The organism is Poseidonocella pacifica (assembly GCF_900111875.1).
GTDB lineage: Bacteria > Pseudomonadota > Alphaproteobacteria > Rhodobacterales > Rhodobacteraceae > Poseidonocella > Poseidonocella pacifica.
This window is the reverse complement of the sequence record NZ_FOJU01000003.1, coordinates 260,547-278,695: the sequence shown is the minus strand read 5'-3', so window position 1 is coordinate 278,695 and position 18,149 is coordinate 260,547. Positions and strand designations below refer to the sequence as shown.

16 protein-coding genes are annotated in these 18,149 nt (G+C 65.4%); 9 read left to right on the top strand and 7 right to left on the bottom strand.

Annotation, left to right across the window (positions count from 1 at the left end; translation table 11 throughout):
• Nucleotides 1-106 precede the first annotated feature (106 nt).
• Nucleotides 107-481 carry a MerR family transcriptional regulator gene (locus tag BM234_RS09925; RefSeq protein ID WP_092064035.1) on the bottom strand — a complete coding sequence of 125 codons (375 nt, stop codon included), beginning with the start codon at nucleotides 479-481 and terminating at the stop codon, nucleotides 107-109.
• 199 nt (nucleotides 482-680) lie between these two features.
• On the opposite strand from BM234_RS09925, the gene BM234_RS09920 reads away from it, so the two are divergent.
• From BM234_RS09920 to BM234_RS09910, 3 genes are read left to right on the top strand one after another with little or no spacing between them, the layout of a single operon-like run.
• Nucleotides 681-1,106 carry a PaaI family thioesterase gene (locus BM234_RS09920; protein WP_092064032.1) on the top strand — a complete coding sequence of 142 codons (426 nt, stop codon included), beginning with the start codon at nucleotides 681-683 and terminating at the stop codon, nucleotides 1,104-1,106.
• A complete protein-coding gene (locus BM234_RS09915; RefSeq protein WP_092064029.1) occupies nucleotides 1,103-1,609 on the top strand; it encodes a PaaI family thioesterase in 507 nt (168 codons plus the stop codon). Before BM234_RS09920 ends, BM234_RS09915 begins: the two co-directional genes overlap by 4 nt.
• Entirely contained in the window at nucleotides 1,602-2,918 is a 1,317-nt protein-coding gene (locus BM234_RS09910; RefSeq protein ID WP_092064027.1) for an MATE family efflux transporter, read from the top strand. The genes BM234_RS09915 and BM234_RS09910 overlap by 8 nt, the downstream gene beginning before the upstream one ends.
• A 91-nt stretch (nucleotides 2,919-3,009) precedes the next feature.
• Here the strand turns inward: BM234_RS09910 and BM234_RS09905 are convergent, their stop codons facing one another.
• Nucleotides 3,010-4,056 (bottom strand): quinone-dependent dihydroorotate dehydrogenase, encoded by a 1,047-nt coding sequence (locus tag BM234_RS09905; RefSeq protein ID WP_092065154.1) that lies wholly within the window; start codon nucleotides 4,054-4,056, stop codon nucleotides 3,010-3,012.
• The gene (locus BM234_RS09900; protein ID WP_092064025.1) at nucleotides 4,056-4,394 is read right to left on the bottom strand and encodes a DUF952 domain-containing protein; all 339 of its coding nucleotides are present in this window, start codon (nucleotides 4,392-4,394) and stop codon (nucleotides 4,056-4,058) included. Before BM234_RS09900 ends, BM234_RS09905 begins: the two co-directional genes overlap by 1 nt.
• A 149-nt stretch (nucleotides 4,395-4,543) precedes the next feature.
• Between BM234_RS09900 and BM234_RS09895 the strand changes: the two genes are divergently transcribed.
• Both BM234_RS09895 and BM234_RS09890 read left to right on the top strand, forming a co-directional pair.
• A complete protein-coding gene (locus tag BM234_RS09895; protein ID WP_092064022.1) occupies nucleotides 4,544-6,100 on the top strand; it encodes a bifunctional metallophosphatase/5'-nucleotidase in 1,557 nt (518 codons plus the stop codon).
• 165 nt (nucleotides 6,101-6,265) lie between these two features.
• Complete coding sequence (locus BM234_RS09890) at nucleotides 6,266-7,399, top strand: serine hydrolase (RefSeq protein WP_175501246.1); 1,134 nt, start codon at nucleotides 6,266-6,268, stop codon at nucleotides 7,397-7,399.
• Nucleotides 7,400-7,417: 18 nt separating this feature from the next.
• On the opposite strand, the gene BM234_RS09885 is transcribed toward BM234_RS09890, so the two are convergent.
• Nucleotides 7,418-9,325: a monovalent cation:proton antiporter-2 (CPA2) family protein gene (locus BM234_RS09885; RefSeq protein ID WP_092064016.1), complete on the bottom strand. Its 1,908-nt coding sequence runs from the start codon at nucleotides 9,323-9,325 to the stop codon at nucleotides 7,418-7,420.
• A 41-nt stretch (nucleotides 9,326-9,366) separates the two neighbouring features.
• Entirely contained in the window at nucleotides 9,367-11,514 is a 2,148-nt protein-coding gene (locus BM234_RS09880; RefSeq protein WP_092064013.1) for a hypothetical protein, read from the bottom strand.
• A 165-nt stretch (nucleotides 11,515-11,679) separates the two neighbouring features.
• Between BM234_RS09880 and BM234_RS09875 the strand changes: the two genes are divergently transcribed.
• Complete coding sequence (locus BM234_RS09875; protein WP_175501245.1) at nucleotides 11,680-12,408, top strand: SIMPL domain-containing protein; 729 nt, start codon at nucleotides 11,680-11,682, stop codon at nucleotides 12,406-12,408.
• 92 nt (nucleotides 12,409-12,500) lie between these two features.
• A complete protein-coding gene (locus BM234_RS09870; RefSeq protein WP_092064007.1) occupies nucleotides 12,501-13,397 on the top strand; it encodes an N-acetylmuramoyl-L-alanine amidase in 897 nt (298 codons plus the stop codon).
• Here the strand turns inward: BM234_RS09870 and BM234_RS09865 are convergent, their stop codons facing one another.
• Together BM234_RS09865 and BM234_RS09860 are read right to left on the bottom strand one after the other, a co-directional pair.
• Nucleotides 13,398-14,384 (bottom strand): hypothetical protein, encoded by a 987-nt coding sequence (locus BM234_RS09865; RefSeq protein WP_092064004.1) that lies wholly within the window; start codon nucleotides 14,382-14,384, stop codon nucleotides 13,398-13,400.
• 54 nt (nucleotides 14,385-14,438) lie between these two features.
• On the bottom strand, nucleotides 14,439-15,353 hold the full coding sequence (locus BM234_RS09860; protein ID WP_092064001.1) for a LysR family transcriptional regulator: 915 nt from the start codon (nucleotides 15,351-15,353) through the stop codon (nucleotides 14,439-14,441).
• 102 nt (nucleotides 15,354-15,455) lie between these two features.
• Here BM234_RS09860 and araD point away from each other — a divergent pair, with 102 nt between their 5' ends.
• Both araD and BM234_RS09850 read left to right on the top strand, forming a co-directional pair.
• On the top strand, nucleotides 15,456-17,198 hold the full coding sequence (gene araD, locus BM234_RS09855; RefSeq protein WP_092063998.1) for an L-arabinonate dehydratase: 1,743 nt from the start codon (nucleotides 15,456-15,458) through the stop codon (nucleotides 17,196-17,198).
• Entirely contained in the window at nucleotides 17,198-18,127 is a 930-nt protein-coding gene (locus BM234_RS09850; RefSeq protein ID WP_092063996.1) for a Gfo/Idh/MocA family protein, read from the top strand. The genes araD and BM234_RS09850 overlap by 1 nt, the downstream gene beginning before the upstream one ends.
• The last annotated feature ends 22 nt before the right edge of the window (nucleotides 18,128-18,149 follow it).

The following is an 18,149-nucleotide window of genomic DNA, read 5'->3' as shown; positions in this document are numbered from 1 at the left end:
TTCGCGGATGCACGAAAGATTTGGCTGGGCACTGCGCTCCGGGCGCAATTTCCTTTCATCAAGAAAGGAGGTTAACAGGTTGAATTAGTATGGAAATCCTGACCAGTCATTCTGACTTGATATCGGATTCCGTTCGATCGCGGAGCTCTTTGAGCTCCTGCATCGCCTGGTCGATCTGTTCCCGCTGACGGGCCAGTTCCCCAAGTTGTTCGTCCGCCTTGCGAATCCATTCTCGCATCTGCGGTTCGGTACCTTCGTGCTCATATATCAGCAGCCATTGGCGGATATCCTCCAGAGGAAAGCCGAATTTCCGCCCGCGCATGATCAACGTCATGCGGGCGACCTCACGAGGCCCGTAAAAGCGTGCGCGGCCCGCCCGTTCGGGCTGTAGTATTTCGATATACTCGTAATACCGCAGCGTCCGAGGGGTCACATCGAAGCGAGCGCACATTTCCTTAAAAGTCAGTCGGGTCTCGGTCATCCGCCACCTCAGCCATTGGCACCCCATTCTAAAGAGAAGCCCGGTGAAATCCAAGCACCTCAACGTGATAAGCGGCGGAAAGGCGCGGGTCACGCGCGACGCTACGACCTAGGGGCAATCCTATACATCGGTATAGGGCTGCCCCTTGCAGCGCTTCGTCCAAGTCCGCATAAATGCTCAATCCTTAGGAGGTGCGGTTATGAGCGACGATAGGACACGCATCGCGCGGCAGTTCATAGAGGCCATCCCGCATTCCCGTGCCCTCGGCATGCGCATCCTTCGCGTCGGCGAGGGAGAGGCGGAAATCGAGATGCCCTATGACACTCGCCTGATCGGCGATCCCGAAACGGGGGTGATTCATGGCGGGGCCGTTTCGGCGCTGATGGATACCTGCAGCGGTGCCGCTGTGATGGCCCATCCGGACGCACCGGTGGCCACGGCGACGATTGGCCTGCGCATCGACTATATGCGCGCCGCCACGCCGGGGGAGACGATCCGTGCCCATGCTGTTTGCCATCATGTCACGCGGTCGGTGGCCTTTGTCCGAGCCACGACTTTCGACGGAGATGAGACGCGGCCCGTTGCGACGGCTGCGGGGACCTTCACGTTGGGGCGCAAAACATGAGACAACAACCAGAGCCGCGTCAGGTCGTGAAGGAGCGCCGGGATGCCGCGCTCGCCGCGTTGGTGGAGGGTGTGCCCTACGCCCAGTTCCTCGGGATCGGGTTTGACCGTCGCGGGGATGAGTTGACGGCGGTTCTGCCCTTTCACGACGATCTTATCGGCAATCCGGCATTGCCCGCGATACATGGCGGGGCAACAGCGGCATTCCTAGAGGTGACGGCGATCATCGAATTGTCGTGGTCCTTCATATGGGAGGACGTCGAAAGCGGCGCTCTGAGCATGGATGTCTTGCGCGAAGGGCGTTTGCCAAGATTGCCAAAAACCATTGATTTCACAGTGGATTACCTTCGTTCCGGTCTGCCGCGCGATGCCTATGCGAGGGCGCGGGTAAACCGGATGGGACGGCGCTATGCCTCTGTCCACGTTGAGGCATGGCAGGATAATCGCACGCGGCTCTTTGCGCAGGCGACCGGTCACTTCCTGATGCCGTCCCGCGATGGCTGACGCGGCCTCGGCGATCACCCATCGGCGGGTTCTCAACATCGCGCTGCCGATTGTCCTGTCGAATGCCACGATTCCGATCCTGGGAGCCGTGGATACCGGTGTGGTTGGCCAACTCGGCGAGGCGGCCCCAATCGGCGCGGTGAGTGTCGGGGCGGTTGTTTTGTCTGGGATCTATTGGATCTTCGGCTTTCTGCGTATGGGCACCACCGGGCTTACCAGTCAGGCCTTGGGGGAGGGCGCACGGGGCGAGGTTGCGGCGCTTCTGACGCGGGTTCTCATGATCGCTATGGTGGGCGGACTGGCTGTGATCGCGCTGCAAAACGCTATGTTTTCAGGGGCTTTCGCCATTGCGCCCGCCAGCGCGGAGGTAGAAGATCTGGCGCGAAGCTACATGCAGATCCGCGTCTGGTCCGCGCCTGCGGCGATCGCGGTTTTCGGCATTACCGGCTGGCTCATCGCGCAGGAACGGACGCGGGCGGTGCTGGTGCTACAACTTTGGATGAACGGCGTGAACATTGGGCTCGACCTGTGGTTCGTGCTGGGGCTCGGCTGGGGCGTCGAGGGGGTGGCGATTGCAACCTTGATGGCGGAGTGGAGCGGGCTGGCCTTGGGGCTTTGGCTCTGCCGCGCGGCCTTTGGGGTGCCGGCGTGGCGCGATTGGGCTCGGGTGTTCGACGGGGCAAAGCTGCGGCGGATGGCGGTGGTCAATACCGATATCCTGCTGCGCTCCCTCATGTTGCAGGCGATGCTCATTTCCTTTGTGATGCTTGGGGCGGGCTTTGGTGATGTGACCTTGGCGGCGAACCAGATTCTGCTGCAATTTCTGACCATTACAGCCTACGCGCTCGACGGTTTTGCCTTTGCCGCGGAGGCGCTTGTGGGGCAGGCGCTGGGGCGGCGGGACCGGGCGGGGCTGCGGCGGGCGGGGATCCTCGCGAGCTTCTGGGGGCTGGTGGGCAACACGGCTTTGGCGCTTGTCTTCCTGCTGGCGGGGGGGCGGATCATCGACGTGATGACCACGGCGCCAGAGGTGCGGGAGGCCGCGCGGATCTACCTCTATTATATGGCCGCCGCGCCGCTTTTGGGGCTTCCGGCATGGATGCTCGACGGGATTTTCATTGGCGCGACAAGGACTTGGGACATGCGCAACATGATGGCGCTGTCTTTGGCATTCTACGGGATCGCGCTGGCCATTCTGGTGCCCGCGTTCGGCAATCACGGGCTGTGGCTGGCCTTTTTGCTGAGCTTCGTGGCGCGGGGCGTGACGCTTGGTGCGCGCTATCCGGCGCTGGAGCGTGCCGTGGCCTAAGCCTTTGAAAAGTGGGTATGACTTTTGTATGACAAGTGTATGACTCCGCGTCATACACTTGTGTGACTCTGGCTCTGGCCCACACTCTGGCTCAGGCGCGCGGCGCGGTGCCCACGGCCTCGGCGACGGTGGCGAAGCCGTCCCGCTCCAGCAGAGCATCGAGCCCGCGCACGATCTCTTCGAGCAGGCTCAGGCCGCCATAGACGAGGGCGGAGTACAGCTGCACCGCGGAGGCCCCGGCGCGGATCTTGGCATAGGCATCTTCTGCCGAGGCAATGCCGCCAACGCCGATCAGGGGCAGGGTGGTGCTTTGGGCGAGGCGCGAGAGGACGCGGGTGCTGCGCTCAAACAGGGGCGCGCCGGAGAGGCCGCCCGCTTCACCCGCATGGGCCGAGTGCAGCCCGCCCCGCGACAGGGTCGTGTTGGTGGCGACGATGCCGTCGATCCCGGCGCTTTGCGCGACCCCGGCGATGGCCTCAATCTCGGCCTCCGACAGGTCGGGGGCGATCTTGAGGAAAACCGGAATTCGGCGGGGCAGGGCATCGCGCGCGGCCAGCACCCCGGCGAGCAGGGCGGCGAGGGCCTCGGGGCCCTGCAATTCGCGTAGGCGCTCGGTGTTGGGCGAGGAGACATTGACCGTGGCGAAATCGAGATGTGCGCCGCAATGGGCGAGGACGCGGGCAAAATCGCCGGCGCGGTCCTCGCTGTCCTTGTTCGCGCCGAGGTTCAGCCCGGTGACCATATCCCGCGGACGGGTGCGCAGCCGCGCGCCGATCGCCTCCATCCCCTGATTGTTGAACCCGAAGCGATTGATCACGGCGCGATCCTCGGGGAGGCGAAAGAGCCGGGGGCGGGGATTGCCCGCCTGCGGGCGCGGGGTGGCAGCACCGACCTCGACAAAGCCGAAGCCCGCGCGGGCGAGGCCGCCGAGCGCCACGGCGTTCTTGTCGAACCCCGCCGCAAGCCCGACCGGGTTGGCCAGCCGAAGTCCGGCAACCTCGGTCCGCAAACGCGGCGAGGTCAGCAGGCCGGGGGAGGGCGCGGCCCCCAGTTGCAGCGCCTTGAGGCCCAGCCCGTGGGCGGTTTCGGCGTCGAACCGGTGCAGCAGGCGCAGGCCAAGCCGTTCGGCGAGGGCGATCATGCGGGTGCGTTCCGGTCGACGGAGCCATCCGCCAGACGGGTCAGGGCGCGGGACCAGAGCACATCGTCGCGGCGCAGGGTCCGGTAGAGATGCGGAAAGAGCGCGCCGCCCCGTGCCGGTTCCCACCTGAGCGCGGGGCCGAGGGCATCGGGGTCCAGCGCCAGAAGCCACAGGTCCGATTCTCCGGCGAAGTGTTTGTCGAGCGTCCCCTGAAGCTGATCTTCGGTGGAGAAGTGGATATAGCCATCCGAGAGGTCGATGGGCGCACCCGCCGTCTCTCCCGCGGCATCGAACGCCGCCCATTCGTCGGCACGGAAAATCTTGTATATCGGCATGGGCGCGGTTTGCCTCCTGAATGGGCGGTGGTCAAGTGTCATCGGTTTGTGACGCTTTGACGGCAAAAGATGCCCTACCGGAAGCTTTGACAAGTGCGGCCCATTGGTTGCACCATCCGCGCCAGACAAAACAGGAGAGGACTCCCTCAATGAACACCCGGCTGCTTTCCAGCGTCGCCGCCATCAGCCTTCTGGGCAGCATGGCCGCCGCGGACTATTCACTGACGATTCTGCACACCAACGACTTTCACGCGCGGTTCGAGCCGATCAGCAAATATGATTCCGGCTGTTCGGCAGAGGACAATGACGCAGGCGACTGCTTTGGCGGCTCCGCCCGTCTTGCGACCGCCATCGAAGAGGCGCGCGGCCGGTCGAACAATTCCATCCTCGTGGACGGGGGCGACCAGTTTCAGGGAACGCTGTTCTATACCTACTACAAGGGCAAGCTCGCCGCCGAGATGATGAACAAGATGGGCTATGACGCGATGACCGTGGGCAACCACGAATTCGACGATGGCCCAGAGGTTCTGCGCGGCTTCATGGATGCGGTCGATTTCCCGGTTCTGATGTCCAACGCCGATGTGTCGGGCGAGGCGCTTCTGGCCGATGAGCTGATGAAATCCACGGTTATCGAGCGCGGCGGCGAAAAGATCGGCCTGATCGGCCTGACGCCGCAGGACACCGATGAACTGGCCAGCCCCGGCCCGAACGTGATCTTTACCGATCCGGTCGAGGCGGTGCAGGGCGAGGTCGACAAGCTGAGCGAAGAGGGCGTCAACAAGATCATCGTGCTGTCGCATTCCGGCTATGTGGTCGATCAGCGCGTGGCAGAGGGAACCACCGGCGTCGACGTGATCGTGGGCGGCCATTCCAACACGCTTCTGGGCGACATGGAGGGCGCGGCAGGCCCGTACCCGACGATGGTCGGGGAGACGGCGATCGTGTCGGCCTATGCCTATGGCAAGTTCCTTGGCGAGTTGAACGTGACCTTCGACGATGAGGGCAACATCACCGAAGCCGCCGGTGCGCCGCTCATCATGGATGGCGAAGTGACCGAGGATGCGGCGACCAAGGAGCGCATCGCCGAGGCGGCCGTTCCGCTTGAGGAGATCCGCAACAAGGTGGTGGCCGAAACCGCCGAGGCGATCGAGGGCGACCGGTCCGTGTGCCGTGCGATGGAATGCCCGATGGGCAACCTCGTGGCCGATGCCATGCTGGCCCGCGTGAAGGATCAGGGGATCGACGTGGCGATTGCCAACTCGGGCGGTCTGCGGGCCTCCATCGACGCGGGTGAGGTGACCATGGGCGAAGTGCTCACGGTGCTGCCGTTCCAGAACACGCTCTCCACCTTTCAGGTGACGGGCGCGACCATCGTCGAGGCGCTCGAGAACGGCGTGAGCCAGATCGAGGAAGGCGCGGGCCGCTTCCCGCAAGTGGCGGGCATGACCTTTACGGTCGACGCCAGCGCCGAGCCGGGCAGCCGCATTTCCGACGTGATGATCGGCGGCGAGCCGGTCGATCCCGAGAAGATGTATGGCGCGGTGTCCAACAACTACGTGCGCAACGGCGGCGACGGCTACAAGATGTTCGTGGAGGCGGAAAACGCCTATGACTTCGGGCCGGACCTTGCCGATGTGACGGCGGAATTCCTCGCCGAGCAGGGCCCCTATGCGCCCTATACGGATGGCCGTATCACCATGAAATAAGCGCGCCGGAATACCGGTGCCGCGATGGGCCCCCGCTGGACAGGCGGGGGCTTTTCTGTTTCGGTGATCGCCGTGAGAGAGCGGCCCCGGACGGGCGCCGCAGGGGATCGGCGGAGGATCAGGCCCAAAGTGCGCGTAAGGAGATATCTTTGCGGAATTGCGGCCATGGCCGTGCTTTTGGCAGGGCCCGCAGGGGCCGTAACCCCGGCCGATCAGATGCGGGCAATCTATCGCACCGATGCCCCGATCAGCGCTTTTTCGGGGGAGTTCCTCGCGGCGCTGCCGTTGGAGACCGTGCAGACCTTCATCGATGAATTGCGCGATGTGACCGGGCCGATCCTCGACGTGGAGGAGGCGGATGACGGGCTGATCCTGCGGACCCGCAGCCATGACATGACCGCGCGGATCACCCTGTCGGAGGCGGGGCAGATCACCGGGCTGTGGTTCGGACAGCCGGTGCCGATCGACGTGTCGCTGGAGGAGGTCGAGGCGCGACTCGGGGAGCTTCCCGGCGAGGTGTCATGGATCGTCGTGCGCGAAGGCGAGGTGCTGTCGCGCGATGGCGGCGACAAGGCGCTGGCCGTCGGGTCGGCCTTCAAGCTGGCGGTTCTGGCGGTGCTGCGCGATGAGATCGCCGCCGAAACGCGGGCCTGGGACGACGTGGTGCGGCTGCGCAACCGGCACAGGGCGCTGCCCTCGGGGATCTTGCAGGACTTCCCCGAGGGGGCGCCGCTCACGCTGCATTCCGTGGCCGCGCTGATGATTGCGATGAGCGACAATACCGCGACGGACCTGTTGATCGATGTGCTGGGCCGGGATGCGGTGGCGGAAAAGCTCGGGGTGGAGGATCTGCTGTCGACGCGGGAATTCTTTGCGCTCAAATCCTCCGCCGGGCTGCGGGATCGTTACCTTGGGGCGGATGGGCCGGAGGCGCGCCGTGAGGCGGCTGTTGCGGCGGCCTCGGCCGCGCGGCTCGATCCCGGCAAGGCGAGCATGCCGCATATGGCGGGAATCGAATGGTACGTGCCGGTCGAGCGGCTCTGTACCCTGATGGGCGAGGTGGCGCATCTTGACCTGATGGCGATCCCCAGCCAGTCGGTGCCGCTGCCTGTCTATCGCTTTGGCCGGGTCGCCTTCAAAGGGGGCAGCGAGAACGGCGTGCTCAACCTCACCGCGCAGTTCCGCGATGAGCAGGCGCAGGATGTCTGTGTCTCGCTGACGGTCAATGCCGAGGGCGGCATGGAAGTGGATGACGTGACCCACGGCTTTGCCGCGCTGGCCTCGGTCTTTCGGGACTGAGCGGAGAGGCACGAGGCGCTAGCTGGCGCTTCGCCGATCCGTGTCGTCATCGCCCTCTTCCGCGCGCTCCCGGTCAGTCACCTGTGCCATGAGCGCGGTTTCCAACTCCCGCTCCAGCTCTCGGGAGCGGTTGAGATAAGCCTCGTTCTTTTCCGAAGGAATGTCCGGATCCCACACTTGCGCCAATTCGCGCAGCGCTTCGCGGTCATGGTGATAGAAGGTCTGTTCTGCCTCGGATGCTTCGAACTCTGAAAGCCCCATGTTCTCAAGCACATATCGACCGGCGCGCAGGCTTGAGTCGAAGGTTTCCCGGACGATGTCATCGGCCCCCGCGCGATAGAGGCGATAGACGTGGTTGCGGTCGCGGGCGCGGGCGACGATGTGGATGTCGGGGCGGGTCCGGCGCGCGTATTTTACCAGCCGGATGGAGGATTTGGGATCGTCGAGCGCGACGACCAGCACCTCTGCTTCGCGCAGACCCGCCGCATGGAGCAGTTCGGGCCGGGTCGGATCGCCGAAGAAGCCCTTGAAGCCAAAGCGCCGCATGAGCTGGATCGTTTCCATGTCGTGGTCGATGACCACGGTGCGGAAGCCGGTGGATTGCACCAGCCGGTTCACGATCTGACCGAAGCGGCCGATGCCCGCGATGATCACGGGGCCCTGTTCGTCGATCTCGTCGGGGGCGAGGCGCTTTTCCTCATCCTTCATGCGCTTTGACAGCCATTCGTAGAGGATGAAGAGCAACGGGGTGATGAGCATCGACAGGGCGACGATCAGCAACAGCTTTTCCGACAGATCGCCGGGCAGGACCGCTTGTTGCTGTGAAAAGGAAATGAGGACAAAGCCGAATTCCCCGGCCTGTGCCAGCCCGAGGGTAAAGAGCCAGCGATCCCGGCCCCGGATCTTGAAGGCGACGCTGAGCGCGAAGAGCACCAGCCCCTTGGCGAGGATCACAAGCAAGGTCAGGCCGAGCAGGCTGATCGGTTCGGCAAAGAGCAGCGCGAAGTTGATGCCCGCGCCCACGGTGATGAAGAAGAGCCCGAGCAGCAGGCCCTTGAACGGCTCCAGATCGCTTTCAAGCTCATGGCGGAATTCGGAGTTGGCGAGGACCACCCCGGCAAGGAAGGTGCCAAGCGCAGGCGAGAGGCCGACCATGAGCATCAGAAGCGCGATTCCCACCACGATAAGCAGGGCAAAGGCGGTGTACATCTCGCGCAGGCGGGCCTGATGGATGTAGCGAAAGAGCGGGCGGGTCAGGTAGACGCCGCCAAAGATGATGAGCCCCACGGCGCCGAGCGTTACCAGTGTCACGCCCCAGCCGGGGAGGCCCTCCACAAGGGAAATCGTGGCGTGGGCCTGTTCCTCGCCATGGCCCGTGTTGAGCGAGCCGTCGGCAGAGAGGTGGACCGGAACGCCCGTCGCCAGAAGCGGCAGCAGGGCAAGCATCGGGATGACGGCGATATCCTGCGATAGCAGCACAGAGAAGGTGGCGCGCCCGCCGCCCGTCTGCATCAGGCGTTTCTCGTTGAGGGTCTGCAGGACGATGGCGGTGGAGGAGAGGGCAAAGATGCCGCCGACCGCAAGCGCCGGTTGCCACGCGATATCAAGCAGCATGGTGCCGCCCATGACGATGGCGGTTGTCAACAGGATCTGGAGCCCGCCCAGCCCGATCAGGCGGTGGCGCATGTTCCACAGCGCGCGGGGGTCAAGTTCCAGCCCGATGAGGAAGAGCATGACCACAACGCCGAATTCGGCGAAATGTTGTAGCTCGGTGGTTTCGGACCCGACGATGCCGAACACGGGGCCAATGATGATACCGGCGGCAAGATAGCCGAGCACCGACCCCAGCCCGAGGCGGGCCGCGATGGGAACGGCGATGACGGCGGCGGCGAGATAGATCGTGGCGTTGTAGAGAAAGGCGTCCATCTGGGTCCTTTGCAGCGCGGGGGGACTGACCGTTGGTAGGGCTAGCCGCTGGGCATTCGCAAGACATGGTTTCGCCCGCGTTTGACATAGCGCACCTCTCCGTCGCCGATCGCCGCCACGCGCCCGCCGTCAAGCTCATCGCCCACGGTCACCTTTTGCAGGCGGCCGTTGGACAGGCGGATCAGGGCGCGGCGGTTGGAGGCGCTGCCGAAGATGCCGATGAGATTGACGTCGCGCATGTTGATCACGTTGGTCGTGGTGGCGGCGCGGGCGACCGAGGCGGCGCTCGGGATGCGCGGGGACACGGCAGCAGGAGCCGGGGCCGGGGCCGCGACGGCGGCTGCTGCTGGAGCAGGGGCGGCGGGGGCCTTGGCTTGGGCTTGCGCGGCGAGATCGGCGGGCCGGTTGCGCGGAAGGCGGGAGACGGCCACCGCCTGCGCGGTCGGGGTCGTGTCGATCTCGGCGGCGGCCTTGGTTCCCTCGGGGCGTACGAGCGGAGGGATGGAGGACAGCTCACTGACGCTGCGCCCGCCGAACCGCGTCCGCTCATTGGCTTCGACCAGACCGTCGGGGCGCGGCAGGGGCACGCGCCCGCTCAGGGCGGCGGTGCGCACGGCCTCGTCGGTGGCTTCCTGCAGGCGGCTTTGATCCGAGCGGTCGGGCGTTTCCGGCGGAACTATTGGCGGGGGACCGAGATAGACGGTCACCCCTTCGGGCGTCAGCGCCCCCTCCACCGTCGGCTGCACACGCCCATCGGGCCCAAGATCAAAGGCCGTGCCGGCGGGGGCCGGGCTTGCCAGCGTTCCGGGCGGAAGGTCGGTTGCGAAAGTGTCCGTCGAGGGGAGGGCGACGGCGTCATTGGCCGGGGAGGGTGCATCGATGGACGGGCTGTAGAGCGCATCGAGAGTCTCGCCCGGCGGTGGGGCGGGCGGGGTCGGCGCGGCTTGCAGGATGCCGGTGTGGTCATAGAGCAAGGCGCCCTCTGCCGGGGTCGGGATGCTCGGCGGGGCCTGTTCCGTGGCGGGGTCCGGGAGCAAGGCGACCTGCGGGTCGATGGCGTCAGGAGAAAAGGCACCGGCCTCCTCGGATTCGATGAGCGGGGCGGTGGCGAGCGGCATATCCTGCGCGGCGGGCGCCTCTGGTTCCACGGCGTCGCTGCTTGCCGTTTCGACTTCGGCTTCAGTCTCTGCGGCGGGCGTATCCGACTGGAGCGGGGTGGCGTCGGCTTCGGTGGTTTGCAGCGCGGCCTCCGGCGCCGGCTCCGGATCCGTATCGAGCGCGGCCCAGGCACCCAGCCCGACGACGGCCAGCGCGGCGAGCGCCATGCCCGCATACCGCAGGCCGCCGGACTTGCGCGGTTGCGGCTCCGGACGGGCACCGATCTTGGGCGACGGCTCGGCCTTTTGGGCCGGGGCGGGTTTCTGCGCGGGTTTTGGGGCAGACTTGGGGGGCGCGGCGGGTGGCGTCTTGTCGGTGGGAGCGGGCCTGTGCATCAGGCTTTCGACCGCGGCGAGGGGCGATGGGTCGTCGCGCGCGGTGGTTGCGGCGCTCTTTTCTTCGGACGGGGCGGGATCGGGGGGATCGCCCGCCGGGGCGAGGGATGCGATGCGGCCCGTGGCGGCAAGCGGGCGGATCGTCTCTTCGCTGTGCCGGGGGGGGATGTCGCGCGATGTGGTAAAGGCGGGCAGCGGCTCCGCTGGCGCGGGGTCTACGCCCGGAGGCGCGCCGAAGTCTGCGCCTTTGGCAAATCCGCCGTCTCCGGGCACGCCGGTAAAGGCCACAGGCTCGAACCCGGCATTGCGGGCGAAATCCTCAACCTCGGTCAGGGTCTCAGCCGCGACGGCGGCGATGCGGGTGTGGCCATCCACATGTTCGAAATCTACGACAAGATCGGCCACCGCATAGGGGGTCGCGCCGTCCAGCGCCCCGAGCACGGCATCCCGATCAAGATGGCCCGGAACGGTCATGAAGCGGATCTGTTCGGGCGGCAGCAGAAGCAGCGCACGATAGGGCGCGGGGCGACCCGATTGCTCCACCAGCGCGGTCAGCGCGGCGGTGACGTTGTCGTCGACGGGGGCCTCCCCGAGGGGCATCCAGCTATCGGTCCCGCGCTGGGTGACCGTGATCCTCTCAAAGGACAGGATCAGCGAGAAATCCGGGTGGGGAGGCGCGGCATGGAGCAAATTCATGGGCTGGCGACTTACATGCTGTGACGCGCCGGAATGATCCGGCCAAGGGCCTTTCGAACTTATCGCAGCTTCCCGCCGAGGGAAAGGAAAACACGGGGCTTGGCCCTTGGCCTTGCCCCCGGATCGGCACATGTTGGTGCAAAGCAATTCATTCGGAGAATGACGATGACCCGCATCAACCCGTTTCGCCCCGCCGTCCTCGCACTCGCGTTTGCCGGGGGGCTCTGGTCCGCTGCGGCGGCGCAGGAGGCCGGGCCCGTGATGACCGTCACCGGGCAGGGCGAAGTGACCGCCGCGCCCGACATGGCGACCATCCGGGTCGGTGTGAGCGAGCGCGCCGAGACAGCGGAAACCGCCATGAATGCGGTCAATCGCGGCAGTGCGGCGCTCATCGAGCGGCTGGAGGAACGCGGCGTTGCGGCCCACGACATCCAGACCAGCGATCTGTCGCTGCGCCCGATCTATGCGCGGACCGACGGCATGGATGAGGCCGCAAGCCCAGCGATCATTGGGTTTCACGCCTCCAACCGGCTGATGGTCCGGCTGCGGGATATCGAGGAGGTCGGCGGCGTGCTGCAATCCTTGCTGGAGGATGGCGCGAATGAATTCGAGGGGCTGACCTTTGGATTGCAGGATCCGCGCCCCCTCATGGACGAGGCGCGCAGGCTTGCCATCAGCGATGCGCGGGCGCGGGCACATCTTTATGCTCAGGCCGCCGGGGTGGAGCTGAGCGAGATCCGCGAGATTTCCGAAATGGACGGGCGCATGCCGCAACCGCAGATGATGGAGATGGCTTCCGCCCGGATGGGGGATATGGCCGTGGCGGCGGGAGAGTTGTCGATGACGGCCGAGGTCCAGATCGTCTATGGTCTCGGGGCGACCACGCTCGACTAAGCCGCGTTGGCGAAGGTCAGGAATTCCGCCGTATTCGGCGGAATGCTGCCTGTGTTACCCTAGGTAAAGCAAATGGCCTAGGGGGGCATGACATGTATTCCATCAGAACGCTTTCGGACGGAGACTTTCTCTATGACGGCGGGCAGCGGATCGAGTACCTGCCGTCGCCCAACGCCTCGGGCGGTTTTGCCCGCAAGCCGAGGTTCCTCGTGGTGCATTACACGGCGGGCAGTTCGGGGCGCAGTTCGGCGCGCTGGTTCACCAATCCCGCCGCCAAGGCCTCCGCGCATCTGACGATCGAACGCGATGGCACGGTGATCCAGTCGGTGCCGCTGTCCAAGCGGGCGTGGCACGCTGGGCGCAGCGCGTGGCGCAGCCGGGATGGCCAGACCGTGAGCGGGCTCAACAGCCATTCCATCGGGATCGAGCTTGCCAATGCCGGGGCCTGCGTGCGCACGGCGTCGGGCACGTGGAAGAACCCGCTGGGTGTGACGGTCGGGGCCGATGACGTGATGGAGGCGCGGCACCGCAACGGGCCGGTGTGGTTCGGCGGAAGTCTCGGGAATGTCATGGAGTGCGGATGGGAGCTTTACCCACAGGCGCAGATGCGCAGCCTCATCGATGTCTCGCTGTTGCTGATGTCGCATTACGGGATGGAAGAGATCGTCGGCCACGATGACATCTCCCCCGGACGCAAGACCGATCCTGGCCCCGCTTTCGATATGGAAACCTTTCGGGGGATCGTGTCGGGGCGCGAGGATGACGGCGATCAGTTCTGGACCGTGAGGGAGGATACGCCGGGCGGGCTTGCGATCCGCTCTGGCCCCGGCAAGGAAAACCCGCTGGTACAGGACCGCGCGCTTGCCCCCGGAACGCGGGTGGCCTTCAACGAGGCGCATGGGCGGTGGTGGTTCGTCACGGTGGTGAACGATGCCGGTGAGGCGGAACTCGATGGCTGGGTCTATTCGCGCTATCTCAACGCCGCGTGATCAGCGCATCCAGAACCCTTCGCGCTTGATGCGATTGCGGATGGCCTGTTCCTTGCGGGGCAGGTCCTCCTGATCGAAAAGCGCGCGGACCTTGGCGCCGCGCCCCTGATAGACCATCCGCTTGATCGGCTCATGGGCCTTCAGCACCTTCTTGATCCGGTTGGGCGCGGCGATCTCTTCGAGCGTGTCGACCACGGCGGTCCTCTCACGCGCATAGAGCAGCGGCAAAAGGCGGTAGTGGCAAGAGACGCGCCCGTCGATCAGCCCGTCGGGCAGGGCATCCCGCGCGCCGCCAAGCGCATGGATCACAATCGGCAGCGCAATCTGATCGAGCCACGGAAAGAGCGATTGGCAGACGAGTGCTTCGGGGGGGTCGTCGCGAATGCTTCGGGCGATATGGGCGAAGCGCTCGCCAAAGATCCGGGGGCAGCGATGGTAGAAAACGCCGGCGTTGAAGTAGAGATAGCGCGCCCAGTGCTCGTCGGGCTGAGACGGATCGAGGGAGCTGGCAAAATCGATCCCGAAACGGTCGTAGAGCGATTTCCACGTCTCGGTATAGCCCGGCCCGTAAATCTCGATCTTGGGCCAAGTCCCTTCTACCCGGCGAGAGGCCGAGGGGCGGTCGAAGTCGAACGGCACCTCCATGATCTCATCGAGGATGAGCGTGTCGCTGTCGAAAAAGACAAAGGGCTCTGCCTCCGGGAGGGCATGCAGCAGGTCGATCTTGTTGCCTTCGGGATAGTCCGCACCGAAATCACGGCTCTCAAAGGGCAGGATCTCGGCGCCAAGATCGTGCAGCATGTCGCGCAGTGCGGGGTCGTTGATCCGCGGATCGCCGTTCCACTTCGCGCCGGGCTGTGGCTCGGCGATGATGAGCCGGCCGTCGAACCGGGGGCTTTTGGCGCGGAGCGAGGCGGCAAAGAGGCCCGCCTCGTATTGCAGGCGCCCGGCCTGACCCACCACCACGATATTGAAGCGTTCGGCCATGCAGCCCTGATCCTTTTCGTCGTCGCGCCATGCTGGTCAATCGGGGGGCGGAGTTCAAGCACCGAGCCGCCGGGTGACCTCCGCGATGACGCGCTGTGCGGCGCTGGACGCCGGAGCGGACCGCAGGGTGATGAGATAACAGGGCGAGACGTGGATCGCAGGTTCGAAGGGGAGTGTCGCATGGCCCGGCCCGCGCAGAAGCTGTGCCACTTCGTCGGTTACCGGCGCGATGGCATCCGATGTCTGAAGCATCGCGAGCATGACGAGCAGGGAGGAGGAGTTGGTCACCCGACCGGGCGCTGCGGTCGCCCCGGCGAGAAAGGCCGCCTCGACCGCCTGCCGGACGGGAGAGCCGCGCTCTTGCATGATCCAGTCATGGTCCGCGAGACGTGAAAGGGGTTGCGGCCCCAGCCCGGCCAACGGGTGCGCCCGCCTCACAAGCAGCGAGATGATCTCCGGCCGGGCGGGGCGCAGATGATATGGGGCGCTGTCCTGCTCGGGAGGCAGGCGCGCAATGACAAAGTCAAAGCGCCGTTCCTCCAGCCCTCGCAGAAGCTCCGCCGAGGGGGCAACGTCGATGGAGACATCAAGCTGTGGCGCGCTTTGGCGTACCGTCTGGATCGCGGGAACAAGCAGCGCGACGGCGGGGCCAGTGACCGCGCCTGCCCGCACCGATCCGGTCCGCCCGGCGCGCAGCGCGGCGATCTCATCGCCCAGCCCCTCATACCCTTGGCGGATCAAGCCGGCATGGCGGGCCACCACTGTCCCTGCGGCGGTCGGGACCATGCCCTTGGGGCCCCGCTCAAAAAGCGCCACGTCGAGGCCCGCTTCCATATCGTGCAGGATCCGCGAGGCCGCCGGTTGCGACATGCCCGAAAGCGCGGCGGCTGTCTGGAGCTTGCCCGTCTCCGCGATGCGTTCGAGCAGGGCGAGGTGCGAGGGCTTGAGGCGGCGCAGGAGGTCATCCATCAGGCATACCAACTTTGTTATGATGATGAGCCATAATCCGATTTTACAGGTATGCAAAGCCGCGATAGCACTTCGATCCAAAGCACCCTGAGGAGGTCCCCCATGCCATTTGAACCCGCCGCTTGGCCCCGCCGTCTGCGTTCGCAGGAATGGTATGGCGGCACCAGCCGCGACACGATCTATCACCGCGGATGGATGAAGAACCAAGGCTATCCCGACGATCTGTTCGACGGGCGCCCGATCATCGGCATCCTCAACACCTGGTCGGACCTGACCCCGTGCAACGGGCATCTGCGGGAGCTTGCGGAAAAGGTGAAGGCGGGCGTCTGGGAAGCGGGCGGTTTCCCGGTCGAAGTGCCGGTCTTTTCGGCATCGGAAAACACCTATCGCCCCACGGCGATGATGTATCGCAACATTGCGGCGCTGGCCGTGGAAGAGGCCATGCGGGGCCAGCCCATCGACGGGGCCGTGCTGCTGGTTGGCTGTGACAAGACCACGCCATCGCTCATGATGGGGGCGGCCTCCACCGATATCCCCTCCATCGTGGTGAGCGGCGGACCGATGCTCAACGGCTATTTCCGGGGGGAGCGGGTCGGATCCGGCACGCATCTGTGGAAGTTTTCCGAGGCGGTGAAGGCCGGTGAAATGACGCAGGAAGAGTTTCTGGAGGCGGAGGCATCGATGTCCCGCTCCACGGGCACCTGCAACACGATGGGCACGGCCTCGACCATGGCGTCGATGGCCGAAGCGCTGGGCATGGCGCTCTCTGGGAACGCTGCGATTCCGGCTGTGGACAGTCGGCGCCGGGTCATGGCGCAACTCACCGGGCGGCGGATCGTGCAGATGGTGAAGGACGATCTCAAACCCTCTGACGTGTTGACCAAGCAGGCCTTCGAGAACGCCATTCGCACCAACGCGGCGATCGGCGGTTCCACCAACGCGGTGATCCACCTGCTGGCCATCGCGGGGCGGGTCGGGATCGATCTGACGCTGGAGGACTGGGATCGCTGCGGGCGCGATGTGCCGACCATCGTCAATCTCATGCCGTCGGGGAAATACCTGATGGAGGAGTTCTTCTATGCGGGGGGGCTTCCCGCCGTGTTGAAGCGGCTGGGGGAGGGCGGATTGCTGCACCGCGATGCTTTGACCGTATCAGGCGGGCCGATCTGGGATGAGGTCGCGGCGGCGCGCAACGACAATGACGATGTGATCCTGCCGGTGGAGAAGGCGTTGACGCAATCGGGCGGTATCGCGGTGCTGCGGGGCAATCTTGCGCCGGGCGGGGCGGTGCTCAAGCCCTCGGCGGCGAGCGCGCATCTGTTGACCCATCGCGGCCGGGCGGTCGTCTTTGAGGATATCGACGACTACAAGGCGCGGATCAACGATGAGGCGCTCGATATCGACGAGACTTGCGTGATGGTGCTCAAGAACTGCGGGCCCAAGGGCTACCCGGGCATGGCGGAGGTTGGCAATATGGGATTGCCGCCCAAGGTGCTGCGCAAGGGGATCACCGATATGGTGCGGATTTCCGACGCGCGCATGTCGGGCACGGCCTATGGCACCGTGGTGCTTCATACCGCCCCCGAAGCGGCGGCGGGCGGGCCTCTGGCGGTGGTCCGAGATGGTGACATGATCGAACTCGACGTGCCCAACCGGCGGCTTCATCTTGAAGTTACCGAGGAGGAACTTGCGGCGCGCCTCGCGGAGTGGACACCTTCACATCCGCGCGCGTCCTCCGGTTATGAATGGCTGCACCAGACCCATGTGCAGGGGGCCGATACCGGTGCCGATCTCGACTTTCTGAAGGGCTGTCGCGGAAGCCCCGTGGGCAAGGACTCGCACTGATGAAAATCGCACTCGCAGGCATCGGGAAGATCGCGCGGGATCAGCATGTGCCCGCCATCGCGGGGTCGTCGGATTGGGATCTCGGGGCAACGGTATCGCGGAGCGGCTCGGTAGAGGGGGTTCCCAGCTTCACCTCGCTCGCGGAGATGTTCGAAGCGCACCCGGAGGTTGAGGTCGTCTCGCTCTGCATGCCGCCAAAACCCCGGTTTGACTATGCGGCGGAGGTGATCCGCGCGGGTCGGCATGTCATGCTGGAAAAGCCGCCGGGGGCAACGCTTTCCGAATGCCATATCCTGCGGGATATGGCGGCGGCGGCCGGGGTGTCGATCTATGCCACGTGGCATTCGCGGCAGGCGGCGCAGGTCGCTGCGGCCAAGGCGTGGCTGGCCGAACGCGCCTTGCGCCATGTGACCGTGATCTGGAAAGAGGATGTGCGCCGGTGGCATCCCGGACAGGACTGGGTCTTCGAGGCGGGGGGGCTCGGGGTCTTTGATCCCGGCATCAACGGACTCTCGATCCTGACGGAGATCCTGCCAGATCCGGTTCATCTGCGCTCTGCCGAACTGTTGGTGCCGGAGAACCGGCAGGCCCCGATCGCCGCGCGGCTGGCGTTTCACCATACAGGCGGCGCTCAGATCAGCGCCGAGTTCGACTGGCGGCAGGAAGGTGAGGAGCTTTGGACCATCGAGGTCGAAACCGAGGACGGCGCAATCCGCCTCTCGGAGGGCGGTGCATCGCTTCATATCGATGGCAAAGAGGTGGCGCAGGTCGACGGCGCGGCAAACGATGGGGAATACCCGCAGCTTTATTCGCAAATGGCGATGTTGGTGCGGGAGGGGCGCTCTGAGATGGACTTGCGGCCCTTGGCCCTCGTCGCCGACGCGTTCCTGTTGGGGGAACGGCGCGTGGTCGCGCCATTCGAGTTCTGAAAAACGGGCCGGGATCACTCCC